The organism is Pseudomonas sp. BF-R-01 (assembly GCF_019946615.1).
Taxonomy (GTDB): Bacteria; Pseudomonadota; Gammaproteobacteria; order Pseudomonadales; family Pseudomonadaceae; genus Aquipseudomonas; species Aquipseudomonas migulae.
In genome coordinates, this window is the sequence record NZ_JAGYFX010000138.1 from 1 (window position 1) to 13,357 (window position 13,357).

Sequence of the window (13,357 nt, forward strand, 5' to 3'; positions counted from 1 at the left end):
CCTACAAGGGCGGGTTGTCAGACAGTTGTGGGTGTCGCGGCCGTATGCCAGATCAATACGCGGGTCACGCGGTTGTCTTCGGTCTCCAGAATCTCCAGCCGATAACGCCCGATCTTCAGGCACACCGCACTCTCCGGAATCGTCTCCAGCGCTTCGGTCACCAGCCCGTTAAGGGTTTTCGGGCCATCGCTGGGCAAATGCCAGCCGAGGCTTTTGTTCAGGTCGCGAATCGACGCCGCACCGTCGATCACCAGGCGTCCATCGGCCTGCGGATGGATGTGCGGGTTGTCCAGGCTGTGCTGGCTTTCGAATTCGCCGACGATTTCTTCGAGAATGTCTTCCAGCGTGACGATGCCGAGCACTTCGCCATACTCGTCGACCACCATGCCCAGGCGTCGCTGCTGTTTGTGGAAGTTCAGCAGTTGCAACTGCAACGGTGTGCTTTCCGGTACGAAATACGGGTCGTGACACGCGGCCAGCAGTGCTTCGCGAGTGAGTTGGCCGTCGGGCAGCAGGTGGCGGATCTGCCGGGTGTTGAGCACCGCCTCGACCTGGTTGATGTCACTGTGGAACACCGGCAGGCGCGTGCGCCGGTTGGCCCGAAGCTGCTCGAGGATTTCTTCGATGGAGTCGTCGAGGTTGATCCCGTCGACATCGCTGCGCGGCACCAGAATGTCGTTGACCGTGATGTTGTCCAGCGCGTGGATGCCGGACACCGCGTGCGGACGGCAAACCGGTTGTTGGTCGTCGTGACGATCCTTCGGCGTCTCGTCCTCGCTCTGCTGCACCACTTTGGCCTTGCGGGCAAACGGCCGCATCAGCAACTGGCTGATGCCATTGAGCAGCCAGGCGGCCGGGTAGATGATTTTCAGCGGCGCGCGGAGCAGGGTGTTGCCCAGCGCCAGGACCGCGTCGGGATAGCGGGCGGCGAGGGTGCGCGGCAGGTAGTCGGCAAACACCAGCAGAATCGCGCCGGCCCCCAGGCACGCGGCCCATGGACCGTTTTCAGCCCAGGTGAAAATCGCCAGCAAGGTGCTGATGACCACTACCAGCGCGCGGCACAGGGTGTTGCAGAAAATCAGGCTGTTGAGCGGAAAACTCAGCTTTGCCACCGGTTTGTCGCTTGCACGCGAGGCGGTGCGCTGGGCCAACAAGTGCTGGTGTGCCGCTTCAATGGCGGTGAACAGCCCCGACCATAAAATCAGCAGGGCCACTACGGCGAGCATCGGCCCTATGGGCAAGTCGTCCATTTATGCCGCCCGTCAGATGTGCAGGATGTATTCACGGACCAGCTTGCTGCCGAAATACGCGAGCATCAACAGGCAGAAACCGGCGAGGGTCCAGCGAATGGCCTTGTGTCCGCGCCAGCCGAGGCGGTTGCGGCCCCAGAGCAGCACGCTGAAGACGATCCAGGCCAGGCACGCCAGCAAGGTTTTGTGCACCAGGTGCTGGGCGAACAGATTGTCGACGAACAGCCAGCCAGAGATCAGCGACAACGACAGCAAGGTCCAGCCGGCCCACAGGAAACTGAACAGCAGGCTTTCCATGGTTTGCAGCGGCGGGAAGTTCTTGATCAGTCCGGACGGGTGCTTGTGCTTGAGTTGATGGTCCTGGACCAGCAGCAGCAAGGCCTGGAACACCGCGATGGTGAACATGCCGTAAGCCAGGATCGACAACAGGATATGCGCGAGGATGCCCGGCTCTTCGTCGATGATCTGCACCGTGCCGGCCGGGGCGAACTGTGCCAGCAGCACGGTGGCGGCGCCCAGCGGCAACAGCAATATCAGCAGGTTTTCCACCGGGATCCGCGAGCAGGCCAGCAGCGTCAGGGCAATGACCGCCGCGGCGATCAGGCTGGCGGCGCTGAAAAAGTCCAGGCCCAGGCCAATCGGTGTCAGCAGGTGGGTAAACAGGCTGGCGCTGTGAGCCAGCACGGCGAGCACGCCGAGCGTGACCAGCAGGCGTTTGTTCGCCTTGGCGCCGGTGGCCAGGCGAGAGCCCTGATAAATGGTCGCAGCGGCATATAAGCAGGCGGCGGCGAGGGTGGTAAGCAAACTGGGTGACAAGGGGAGCATAAATCCTGTTAGGCAAGCCCGAAAGGCGCTGAGTTTGGCATAGAACCCACACACCACGAAAGTGCGAGGTGTCCGCCAGTCGCAGTCTTCGCTATAATCCGCGACCTGCCCACGCCGCAGGCTCGCCGAGCACATGTTGATTCCGGTCTGGGCCGCCATTATCCCGGTCTACACAGGGCCTGAAAGGATCGCGCAATGTTTGAAAACTTAACCGACCGTCTCTCGCAGACGCTGCGCCATGTCACCGGCAAGGCCAAACTGACCGAGGACAACATCAAAGACACCCTGCGCGAAGTGCGCATGGCGTTGCTCGAAGCCGACGTCGCCTTGCCGGTGGTGAAGGATTTCGTCAATTCGGTCAAGGAACGCGCCGTCGGCACCGAGGTGTCGCGTAGCCTGACGCCGGGCCAGGCCTTCGTGAAGATCGTCCAGGCCGAACTCGAAAGCCTGATGGGCGCGGCCAACGAAGACCTGAACCTGAGCGCCGTTCCGCCCGCCGTCGTATTGATGGCCGGTTTGCAGGGTGCCGGTAAAACCACCACCGCCGGTAAACTTGCGCGCTTCCTTAAAGAGCGCAAGAAGAAGTCGGTAATGGTCGTGTCCGCGGACGTTTACCGTCCTGCGGCGATCAAGCAGCTGGAAACCCTGGCCAACGACATCGGCGTGACGTTCTTCCCGTCCGACCTGAGCCAGAAGCCGGTCGACATCGCACAAGCGGCTATAAAAGAAGCAAAGCTTAAGTTTATTGATGTGGTCATCGTCGATACCGCCGGTCGTCTGCACATCGACGAAGAGATGATGGGCGAGATCAAGGCGTTGCACGCCGCGATCAACCCGGTCGAAACGCTGTTCGTGGTCGACGCCATGACCGGCCAGGACGCCGCCAACACGGCCAAGGCCTTCGGTGATGCACTGCCGCTGACCGGTGTGATCCTGACCAAGGTTGACGGCGACGCCCGTGGCGGTGCCGCACTGTCCGTTCGTGCCATCACCGGCAAGCCGATCAAGTTCATCGGTATGGGCGAGAAGACCGAAGCCCTTGAGCCGTTCCACCCGGAGCGTATCGCTTCGCGGATCCTCGGCATGGGCGACGTGCTCAGCCTGATCGAACAGGCCGAAGCGACGCTCGACAAGGACAAGGCCGACAAGCTGGCCAAGAAGCTGAAGAAGGGCAAGGGCTTCGACCTCGAAGACTTCCGCGATCAGCTGCAACAAATGAAGAACATGGGCGGCCTCGGTGGCCTCATGGACAAACTGCCGAACATCGGCGGTGTGAACCTGGCGCAAATGGGCAATGCCCAGGGTGCGGCAGAGAAACAATTCAAGCAGATGGAAGCCATCATCAATTCCATGACCCCGGCCGAGCGCCGCGACCCTGAGCTGATCAGCGGTTCGCGCAAACGCCGGATCGCCATGGGTTCCGGCACTCAGGTGCAGGACATCGGTCGCTTGATCAAGCAGCACAAGCAGATGCAGAAGATGATGAAGAAATTCTCCGCGAAAGGCGGAATGGCCAAAATGATGCGCGGCATGGGCGGTATGTTGCCCGGCGGCGGCATGCCGAAAATGTAAAGAATTCGCGCAGGGGCTTGCTCTTGCGCAGCCCACACGGAAGTGGGATCTCCAGCAAACCCGCACTTGGCGGGAGCTGACTGGCCGTTTTCAACGACGGCTCTATAGCAAATCTGGATGGCGTCCGATAGGCCGCCGGAAAAAGACATTTGCAAAAGTCCGGATATTCCTTAGAATATGCGGCCTTTCGGGCACCTATGCCCGCTGTGCCTTTAGATTTGCAGCACCGACTACAGGAACGATGTTCACATGCTAACAATCCGTCTTGCCCTTGGCGGCTCCAAAAAGCGCCCGTTTTACCACTTGACCGTAACCGACAGCCGCAACCCGCGCGACGGTTCGCACAAGGAACAGGTTGGTTTCTTCAACCCTGTTGCTCGTGGTCAAGAAGTCCGTCTGTCCGTGAACCAAGAGCGCGTAGCCTACTGGCTGAGCGTTGGTGCACAACCTTCTGAGCGTGTTGCTCAGTTGTTGAAGGACGCTGCTAAGGCTGCGGCCTGAGCAATATGAACGCGACGCCAGCCATTGCTGATGATTTGATCGTTATCGGCAAGATTTATTCTGTTCATGGCGTTCGCGGCGAAGTGAAGGTGTATTCCTTTACTGATCCGACTGAAAACCTGTTGCAGTACAAAACCTGGACGCTCAAGCGCGAAGGCAATGTGAAACAGGTCGAGCTGGTCAGTGGACGCGGGAGCGACAAGTTCCTGGTCGCAAAGCTCAAGGGTCTTGATGATCGTGAAGAAGCTCGTCTTCTGGCCGGTTATGAGATCTGCGTGCCGCGCAACCTGTTCCCTGAATTGACCGACGGCGAGTACTACTGGTACCAGCTGGAAGGTCTGAAGGTTATTGATCACCTTGGGCAATTGCTCGGGAAAATCGATCATCTTCTGGAAACCGGCGCCAATGATGTAATGGTGGTCAAGCCTTGCGCTGGCAGCCTGGATGATCGCGAACGCCTGTTGCCCTATACGGAGCAATGCGTGTTGGCTGTCGACCTTGCCGCAGGCGAGATGAAGGTGGATTGGGACGCGGACTTCTAAGCGTGGCTAACTTGCGCGTAGAAGTGATCAGTTTGTTTCCCGAGATGTTCTCCGCCATCAGCGAGTACGGCATCACCAGTCGGGCGGTGAAACAGGGGCTCTTGCAGCTCACCTGTTGGAATCCGCGAGACTACACGACGGATCGACATCACACTGTGGACGATCGCCCATTTGGCGGTGGCCCGGGCATGGTGATGAAGATCAAGCCCCTGGAAGATGCTCTGGTTCAGGCCAAGGCAGCAGCCGGGGAGGCGGCGAAGGTGATTTACCTGTCCCCCCAAGGCCGTCAACTGACTCAGTCGGCGGTACGCGAGTTGGCGAATCTGGATGCATTGATCCTGATTGCCGGCCGCTATGAAGGCATTGACGAGCGTTTTATTGATGCTCATGTCGATGAAGAGTGGTCGATTGGCGACTATGTACTGTCTGGCGGCGAGCTGCCGGCGATGGTCCTGATCGATGCGGTTACACGACTGCTGCCTGGAGCTTTAGGGCATGCGGACTCCGCCGAGGAAGATTCCTTTACGGATGGTTTGCTGGATTGCCCGCACTACACCCGACCGGAGGTGTATGCGGATCAGCGTGTTCCCGACGTATTGCTAAGTGGCAATCACGCGCACATCCGGCGTTGGCGTTTACAGCAGTCCCTTGGTAGGACCTTTGAACGACGCGCCGATCTTCTGGAAAGCCGCTCGCTTTCTGGAGAAGAGAAGAAGCTGCTCGAGGAATACATCCGCGAGCGGGACGATAGTTAACAACGTATCGATGGTAAGTCCGTTGATTTACCTTAGGAGCACAGCATGACTAACAAAATCATCCTTGCACTCGAAGCAGAGCAGATGACCAAAGAGATCCCTACCTTTGCCCCGGGCGACACCATTGTCGTTCAGGTGAAAGTGAAGGAAGGCGACCGTTCGCGTCTGCAAGCGTTCGAAGGTGTTGTTATCGCCAAGCGTAACCGCGGCGTAAACAGTGCTTTCACCGTTCGTAAAATCTCCAACGGTGTTGGCGTAGAGCGTACTTTCCAGACCTACAGCCCGCAAATCGACAGCATGGCCGTTAAACGTCGCGGTGACGTACGTAAAGCCAAGCTGTACTACCTGCGTGACCTGTCCGGTAAAGCAGCTCGCATCAAGGAAAAACTGGCTTAAGTCCAGCTTCCGATGCAGAAAAAAGCAGCCTACGGGCTGCTTTTTTGTTGCCCGCCATTTAACCCGGAATTTCGTTTCAGGCTGTAGACCCATGACCGCTCGTGAGCAAGAAATCGAACGCCGCACCGAACTCTCGGTGAGCCGCGTGACCAAGGCGGTTTTCCCGTCGACCACCAACCACCACAACACCCTGTTCGGCGGCACTGCGCTGGCCTGGATGGATGAAGTGTCATTCATCACCGCTACCCGCTTTTGTCGGCTACCGCTGGTGACCGTTTCCACGGACCGCATCGACTTCAATCACGCAATCCCTGCCGGCTCCATCGTTGAACTGGTCGGGCGGGTGATCAAGGTCGGCAACACCAGCCTCAAGGTTGAGGTTGAAGTGTTTGTTGAAAGCATGAGCTGTGATGGTCGCGAGAAGGCGATTCATGGGCAGTTCAGTTTTGTGGCGATTGATGAAGACAAGCGGCCGGTGCCGGTGTTGCCCGGGTTTGCTGCCTGACGCGGGATCGAGGTGCGGCCTTCGCGGGCAAGCCTCGCTCCTACAGGTATTAAGTAGACCCTTGTAGGAGCGTGCGGTGCGGCGACCCGACTTGCCCGCGAATCGATCTATCAGGCGCCGCCGACCTGCGGCTGAATCAACGCCAACAACGTCCACCCCGCCGAAGGCTTCAGCGCACTGTCCGGTGTCGCCACATGCACCCATCCGCTGTCATCGCGAGCGAACAGCAATGTCGCACGCTCCCCATGCAGAGCCCGGTAATCCTCCCAGCCGAACCCCTCCGTCAGAGTTGTGCTGTACAGCTCGGCACCCTGGTGCAGCAGATTAGCCAGTTTGTTGTAGGTCAGTTCCTCATTGCCCAGCAAACGCCCGCGATGTTCATGGCTGGCGCGGTGCTTGTCAGTGCGGTGGCTTTCCTGACCACTGGCGAGACCAAACAGTCGCTGATGGCCGAAATCGTGTCGAAAACGCATCGACGCCAACGCATTCAATTCGCCGGATGGCGACAATGTCAGCAAATGCCCAAGCCCGACCAGATCCAGATGAGCGTCGGCATGCTGCGACGCCGGGTTACCAAAGTACGTCGGCAAACCGTCCATGCGCGCCGCGCGAATATTCTCCCAGCTCGAATCCGTCAGCAGCACTCGACAGCCCAGCTGTTGCAGGGCTTTGCCCAAGGTACGTGCCGGGGCGTTGGCGCCGACGATCAGAAAGCCGCTGGGCGCCGGTTCGGCGACTTTCAGCAAGCGCGCCAATGGCCGGGCCGTGGCACTTTGCAGCACCACCGTGCCGATGATCACCGCAAACGTCAGAGGCACCAGCAGCAACGCGCCTTCGAGTCCGGCCTCATTCAGGCGAACGGCGAAAATCGCCGAAACCGCCGCCGCCACGATTCCGCGAGGTGCGATCCATGACAGCAGTGCCCGCTCGCGCCAGCTCAAACTCGAGCCTGCCGTGGAAAGCATGACGTTCAATGGCCGTGCAATGAACTGAATGATCAGCAGCAGAATCAGCACCAGCGGCCCGAGGCCGATCAAGGCGTTCAGATCGAGTCGCGCCGCCAGCAAAATGAACAGCCCGGAGATCAGCAGCACGCTGAGGTTCTCCTTGAAGTGCAGGATGTCCCGCACATCCACGTCCTTCATGTTGGCCAGCCAGATCCCCATCAAGGTCACGGCCAGCAAACCGGATTCGTGCATGACTTGATTGGCGGTAATGAAAATCCCCAGCACCGCCGCCAACGCCGCCAGGTTGTGCAGGTATTCCGGCAACCATTGGCGCCGAATGATCGTGCCGAGCACCCAGCCGCCGGCAATCCCGAATGCGGTGCCGCACAGAATCACCCCGCCGAAGGTCAGCAGGCTTTGGCTCAAGCCCTCATCTGACGTACGGGCGATGATGAAGCTGTAGACCACCACGGCGAGGAGGGCGCCGATCGGGTCGATGACGATGCCTTCCCAGCGCAGGATGTTGGCAATCGAGGCTTTTGGTCGCACCACACGCAGCATCGGTACGATGACCGTGGGCCCGGTGACTAGGGTCAGGCTGCCGAACAGTATCGCGAGCAACCAGTCGAAACCCAGCAGCCAATGCGTGGCGACAGCAATGACCACCCAGGTCGAGATCGCGCCAATCGTCACCAGCCGGCGTACGACGCTGCCGATTTCGCGCCATTCCGACAGGTGCAGCGTCAGGCTGCCTTCAAACAGAATCAGCGCCACCGCCAGCGACACCAGAGGCATAAGCAATGGGCCGAACATTTCCTGAGGGTCGAGCCAGCCCAGGATCGGGCCGACCAGAATGCCGCTCAGCAACAGAAACAGGATCGCCGGCAATTTCAGTCGCCACGCCAGCCACTGACACCCCAGAGCCGCCGCACCAATACCGCCAAAAGCCAACAGAATCTGTTGCTCGTTCATTGAGTCTTCCTGTTCCTTGAAGTAGCGGGCTATGAAAGACTAGCGGTGGTTTTTACTGTTCACCTTTTTTTCGCGCGCAGTCTCAAGACTGCATGTTTCGAGTGCCCATGCCTGCCATCGATCATCCACTGATAGACCAATTCCTCGACGCGTTATGGCTGGAGAAAGGCCTTTCCGACAACACTCGCGATGCCTATCGCAGTGACCTGGCCTTGTTCAATGGCTGGCTGCAAGAGAAGGGGCTGGAGTTGATCAACGCCGGTCGCGAGTTGATCCTCGATCATCTGGCCTGGCGCCTGGAGCAGAACTACAAACCCCGTTCCACTGCGCGATTTCTCTCGGGTGTGCGTGGCTTTTATCGCTATCTGTTGCGGGAAAAGTTGATCGCGGTCGATCCGACGTTACGCGTTGATATGCCTCAACTCGGTAGGCCGTTGCCAAAATCCTTGTCGGAAGCCGATGTGGAAGCACTGCTGAAAGCGCCGGATTTGAGTGAAGCGATTGGCCAGCGTGACCGCGCCATGCTCGAAGTGCTGTACGCCTGCGGTTTGCGGGTGACGGAACTGATCAGCCTGACGCTGGAGCAGGTCAACCTGCGCCAGGGCGTGCTGCGGGTGATGGGCAAGGGCAGCAAGGAGCGGCTGGTGCCGATGGGCGAGGAGGCGATTGTCTGGGTCGAGCGTTACATGCGCGACGCCCGTGGCGAGCTGCTCGGCGGGCGTCCCAGCGATGTGCTGTTCCCCAGTCAGCGCGGCGAGCAGATGACGCGCCAGACCTTCTGGCACCGGATCAAGCATCAGGCCAAGGTCGCCGGGATCGGCAAATCGCTGTCGCCGCACACTTTGCGCCATGCCTTCGCCACGCACCTGCTCAACCACGGCGCGGATTTGCGAGTGGTGCAGATGCTGCTCGGCCATAGCGACCTGTCGACCACTCAGATCTACACCCATGTCGCCCGCGCACGCCTGCAGGACCTGCACGCCAAACACCACCCGCGCGGATGATCACATTCCCTGCTGCGCGATCCCTGTAGGAGCGAAGCTTGCTCGCGAAGGAGGTCCGGACAACACGTTCATCCAGACAGCACGCGTTATCGTTGACGTGCTTCGCGAGCAAGCTTCGCTCCTACAGGGAGCGCGGCGTTGTCTTGTCACCCCACATTCGGCCCCGCCGGCCTTATGTGGTAGGCTTTGTCGGTTTGTACGATGGGCGGTTATGACCCGGTGTTTCGGCACGGGCGTTCTGGTCGTCCCATTTGTCCGCCTTCAGGAGTTCTCATGCGTCTGACCCAGATTTTCGCCGCCGCAGCCATTGCGTTGGTCAGCACCCTTGCCGTCGCCGATGACGCGGCCGACAAAGCCATTCGTAAAAGCCTGGAAACCCTCCAGCTCGAAGTGCCGGTAGAAAGCATTTCCGCCAGTCCTCTGCCGGGCCTGTATGAAGTCAAACTGCAGGGCAGCCGCGTGCTGTATGCCAGTGCCGACGGCCAATACGTGGTTCAGGGCTACATGTTTCAGCTCAAGGACGGCAAGCCGGTCAACCTGACCGAAAAAGCCGAACGCCTGGGCATTTCCAAGCTGGTCAACGCCATTCCTGTTGCGGAAACCGTGGTCTACCCGGCCATCGGCGAAACCAAATCGCACATCACCGTGTTTACCGACACCACCTGCCCGTACTGCCACAAGCTGCATGCCGAAGTGCCTGAGCTGAACAAGCGCGGCATCGAAGTGCGCTACGTCGCGTTCCCGCGCCAGGGCCTGGGCTCGCCGGGTGACGAACAGCTGCAAGCGGTCTGGTGCTCGAAAGACAAGAAAGCGGCCATGGACAAAATGGTCGACGGCAAGGAAATCAAGGCCGCCAAGTGCGATAACCCGGTTTCCAAACAGTTCGCCCTCGGTCAGTCGATTGGCGTGAACGGCACACCGGCCATCGTTTTGGCCGACGGTCAGGTCATTCCGGGCTACCAGCCTGCGCCACAAGTCGCCAAACTGGCGCTGGGCGCGAAGTAAATTCGCATCGTCACGGCCAGCCTTTGACGATCATGGTCCGGCGGCAACATTTGCCGGGCCATTAATAGAGAGCCGCGAGCATGCGGCTGTTTTCACGGCCGGCCTTGAGTCGGCCGTTTTATGGGGAGTTCACAGTGAAACCGGTCAAAGTAGGCATCTGTGGGTTAGGGACCGTCGGTGGCGGTACCTTCAACGTACTTCAGCGCAACGCCGAGGAAATTGCTCGTCGTGCCGGGCGTGGAATCGAAGTGGCACAAATTGCCATTCGCACGCCAAAGCCTCAGTTCCAAACGACCGGTATTGCGATTACCAACGATGTCTTCGAAGTGGCCACGAACCCTGAGATCGACATCGTTATAGAGCTGATGGGCGGCTACACCGTTGCCCGCGAGCTGGTACTCAAGGCCATCGAGAATGGCAAGCATGTGGTCACCGCGAACAAGGCGCTTATCGCCGTTCACGGTAATGAAATTTTCGCCAAGGCTCGCGAGAAGGGCGTGATCGTTGCGTTCGAAGCGGCCGTGGCCGGTGGCATTCCGGTGATCAAGGCGATCCGTGAAGGCCTGTCCGCCAACCGGATCAACTGGGTCGCCGGCATCATCAACGGCACCGGCAACTTCATCCTCACCGAGATGCGCGAGAAGGGTCGCACCTTCGAAGACGTTCTCGCCGAGGCGCAGGCCCTGGGTTACGCCGAAGCCGATCCGACCTTCGACGTTGAAGGCATCGACGCGGCCCACAAGCTGACGATCCTGGCCTCCATCGCGTTCGGCATTCCGCTGCAATTCGACAAGGCCTACACCGAAGGCATCACCAAGCTGACCACGGCTGACGTGAACTACGCCGAAGCGCTGGGCTATCGCATCAAGCACCTGGGCGTCGCTCGCAGCACGGCGGCTGGCATCGAGTTGCGCGTGCACCCGACGCTGATCCCGGCCGATCGCCTGATCGCCAACGTCAACGGCGTGATGAACGCAGTGATGGTCAACGGTGACGCAGCCGGTTCGACCCTGTTCTACGGCGCCGGTGCCGGCATGGAGCCGACCGCTTCGTCGGTGATCGCCGACCTGGTGGACGTGGTTCGCGCCATGACTTCCGATCCGGAAAACCGCGTGCCGCACCTGGCCTTCCAGCCGGATTCGCTGTCGGCGCATCCGATCCTGCCGATCGAAGCCTGCGAAAGCGCCTACTACCTGCGCATTCAGGCCAAGGACCATCCGGGCGTGCTGGCTCAGGTTGCGAGCATCCTGTCGGAGCGCGGCATCAACATCGAATCGATCATGCAGAAAGAAGTCGAAGAGCATGACGGCCTGGTGCCGATGATCCTGCTGACCCACCGTGTGCTGGAACAGCACATGAACGACGCGATTGCCGCCCTCGAAGCCCTCACGGGCGTGGTCGGTCCGGTCGTACGGATCCGCGTCGAGCACCTGAACTAAGTCGTTATCGTTCACCGGGCCTGCGTGCGGGCCCGGGTTTGCGAACACTGTCCATTGGAGTCAGTCATGCGTTATATCAGCACCCGCGGCCAGGCACCGGCCCTGAATTTCGAAGACGTCCTGCTGGCCGGTCTGGCCACTGACGGCGGTCTGTACGTCCCGGAAAACCTGCCACGTTTCACCCAGGAAGAAATCGCTTCCTGGGCCGGCCTGCCGTATCACGAGCTGGCCTTCCGGGTGATGCGCCCGTTCGTCACCGGCAGTATTCCTGATGCCGATTTCAAAAAGATTCTTGAAGAAACCTATGGCGTGTTCTCGCACAACGCCGTGGCACCGTTGCGTCAACTGAACGGCAATGAGTGGGTGCTGGAGCTGTTCCACGGCCCGACCCTGGCGTTCAAGGACTTCGCCCTGCAACTGCTCGGTCGCCTGCTCGATTACGTGCTGGAAAAACGCGGTGAGCGCGTGGTGATCGTCGGCGCCACTTCCGGTGATACCGGTTCGGCCGCCATCGAAGGCTGCAAGCACTGCGAAAACGTCGACATCTTCATCCTGCACCCGCACAACCGCGTGTCTGAAGTGCAGCGTCGGCAGATGACCACCATCTTCGGCGAGAACATCCACAACATCGCCATCGAAGGCAACTTCGATGACTGCCAGGAAATGGTCAAGGCGAGCTTCGCCGACCAAAGCTTCCTCAAGGGCGCGCGTCTGGTGGCGGTGAACTCGATCAACTGGGCGCGGATCATGGCCCAGATCGTCTACTACTTCCACGCAGCCCTACAGTTGGGTGGCCCGGCGCGTTCGGTGTCGTTCTCGGTGCCGACCGGCAACTTCGGCGACATCTTCGCCGGTTACCTGGCGCGCAACATGGGCCTGCCGATCAATCAGTTGATCGTCGCCACCAACCGCAACGACATCCTGCACCGCTTCATGAGCGGCAATCAGTACGTCAAGGAAACCCTGCACGCCACGCTGTCGCCGTCGATGGACATCATGGTGTCGTCGAACTTCGAGCGTCTGCTGTTCGACCTGCACGGTCGCAACGGCGCGGCGATTGCCGGGTTGATGGATTCGTTCAAGCAGGGCGGCGGTTTCAGCGTTGAGCAGGAGCGTTGGACCGAAGCGCGCAAGCTGTTTGATTCGCTGGCTGTGGATGATGCGCAAACTTGCGAAACGATTGCTGAGGTTTACGAGCAGACGGGTGAGTTGCTGGATCCGCACACGGCTATCGGTGTAAAGGCTGCGCGTGAATGCCGTCGTAGTCTGGATATTCCTATGGTTATTCTCGGGACTGCCCATCCGGTTAAATTCCCGGATGCGGTTGAGAAGGCGGGTGTGGGTAAAGCGCTGGAGTTGCCTGTTCACCTTGCCGATCTGTTTGAGCGGGATGAGCGTTGCACGGTGTTGCCGAATGATCTTAAGGCTGTACAGGCTTTTGTCAGTCAGCATGGGAATCGTGGGAAGCCGTTGTAATCGGTTGGATTGATTGGGGGCATATCCGTTGCTGCGGTAATGGCGGCTATTGGTTTCGCCCTTACGGCGAGTCACTTTGGAAAAGCCCCAAAGTAACCAAAGGGCTCTTGCCCCTTTCGTTCGGTGCCTCGCTAATGCTCGGCATGCCCTCGCTCCGGTCCTGCTCCG

Annotated in this window: 13 protein-coding genes; 10 read left to right on the forward strand and 3 right to left on the reverse strand. The window is 59.6% G+C overall.

The features are described from left to right. Positions 1–17 precede the first annotated feature (17 nt). Both KGB27_RS28740 and KGB27_RS28745 read right to left on the reverse strand, forming a co-directional pair. Positions 18–1,250 carry an HlyC/CorC family transporter gene (locus tag KGB27_RS28740; RefSeq protein ID WP_223557220.1) on the reverse strand — a complete coding sequence of 411 codons (1,233 nt, stop codon included), beginning with the start codon at positions 1,248–1,250 and terminating at the stop codon, positions 18–20. Between the two features lie 12 nt (positions 1,251–1,262). Then, positions 1,263–2,075, reverse strand: a complete 813-nt coding sequence (locus KGB27_RS28745; RefSeq protein ID WP_032828592.1) for an inner membrane protein YpjD — start codon at positions 2,073–2,075, stop codon at positions 1,263–1,265. 195 nt (positions 2,076–2,270) lie between these two features. On the opposite strand from KGB27_RS28745, the gene ffh reads away from it, so the two are divergent. From ffh to KGB27_RS28775, 6 genes are all read left to right on the forward strand, one after another. Then, a complete protein-coding gene (ffh, locus tag KGB27_RS28750) occupies positions 2,271–3,647 on the forward strand; it encodes a signal recognition particle protein (protein WP_008042378.1) in 1,377 nt (458 codons plus the stop codon). Between the two features lie 249 nt (positions 3,648–3,896). Beyond that, on the forward strand, positions 3,897–4,148 hold the full coding sequence (rpsP, locus tag KGB27_RS28755; protein ID WP_007944872.1) for a 30S ribosomal protein S16: 252 nt from the start codon (positions 3,897–3,899) through the stop codon (positions 4,146–4,148). 5 nt (positions 4,149–4,153) lie between these two features. Continuing rightward, on the forward strand, positions 4,154–4,690 hold the full coding sequence (gene rimM, locus KGB27_RS28760) for a ribosome maturation factor RimM (protein ID WP_008025598.1): 537 nt from the start codon (positions 4,154–4,156) through the stop codon (positions 4,688–4,690). Positions 4,691–4,692: 2 nt separating this feature from the next. Continuing rightward, positions 4,693–5,445, forward strand: a complete 753-nt coding sequence (gene trmD, locus KGB27_RS28765) for a tRNA (guanosine(37)-N1)-methyltransferase TrmD (RefSeq protein ID WP_007897583.1) — start codon at positions 4,693–4,695, stop codon at positions 5,443–5,445. Positions 5,446–5,490: 45 nt separating this feature from the next. Continuing rightward, the gene (gene rplS, locus KGB27_RS28770) at positions 5,491–5,841 is read left to right on the forward strand and encodes a 50S ribosomal protein L19 (protein ID WP_003175895.1); all 351 of its coding nucleotides are present in this window, start codon (positions 5,491–5,493) and stop codon (positions 5,839–5,841) included. 91 nt (positions 5,842–5,932) lie between these two features. Beyond that, positions 5,933–6,346: an acyl-CoA thioesterase gene (locus tag KGB27_RS28775; protein WP_008025600.1), complete on the forward strand. Its 414-nt coding sequence runs from the start codon at positions 5,933–5,935 to the stop codon at positions 6,344–6,346. A gap of 110 nt (positions 6,347–6,456) precedes the next feature. Here KGB27_RS28775 and KGB27_RS28780 read toward each other — a convergent pair whose 3' ends face one another. Further along, a complete protein-coding gene (locus KGB27_RS28780; protein ID WP_223557221.1) occupies positions 6,457–8,265 on the reverse strand; it encodes a cation:proton antiporter in 1,809 nt (602 codons plus the stop codon). A 107-nt stretch (positions 8,266–8,372) separates the two neighbouring features. Between KGB27_RS28780 and xerD the strand changes: the two genes are divergently transcribed. The 4 genes from xerD to thrC all read left to right on the forward strand — a co-directional run bounded on the left by xerD (position 8,373) and on the right by thrC (position 13,189). Beyond that, complete coding sequence (gene xerD, locus KGB27_RS28785; protein WP_008025604.1) at positions 8,373–9,269, forward strand: site-specific tyrosine recombinase XerD; 897 nt, start codon at positions 8,373–8,375, stop codon at positions 9,267–9,269. A gap of 273 nt (positions 9,270–9,542) precedes the next feature. After that, the gene (gene dsbC / locus KGB27_RS28790; RefSeq protein WP_192228458.1) at positions 9,543–10,274 is read left to right on the forward strand and encodes a bifunctional protein-disulfide isomerase/oxidoreductase DsbC; all 732 of its coding nucleotides are present in this window, start codon (positions 9,543–9,545) and stop codon (positions 10,272–10,274) included. A 134-nt stretch (positions 10,275–10,408) separates the two neighbouring features. Next, on the forward strand, positions 10,409–11,713 hold the full coding sequence (locus tag KGB27_RS28795) for a homoserine dehydrogenase (protein ID WP_032828598.1): 1,305 nt from the start codon (positions 10,409–10,411) through the stop codon (positions 11,711–11,713). A gap of 66 nt (positions 11,714–11,779) precedes the next feature. Beyond that, the gene (thrC, locus tag KGB27_RS28800; protein ID WP_223557222.1) at positions 11,780–13,189 is read left to right on the forward strand and encodes a threonine synthase; all 1,410 of its coding nucleotides are present in this window, start codon (positions 11,780–11,782) and stop codon (positions 13,187–13,189) included. Positions 13,190–13,357 lie beyond the last annotated feature (168 nt).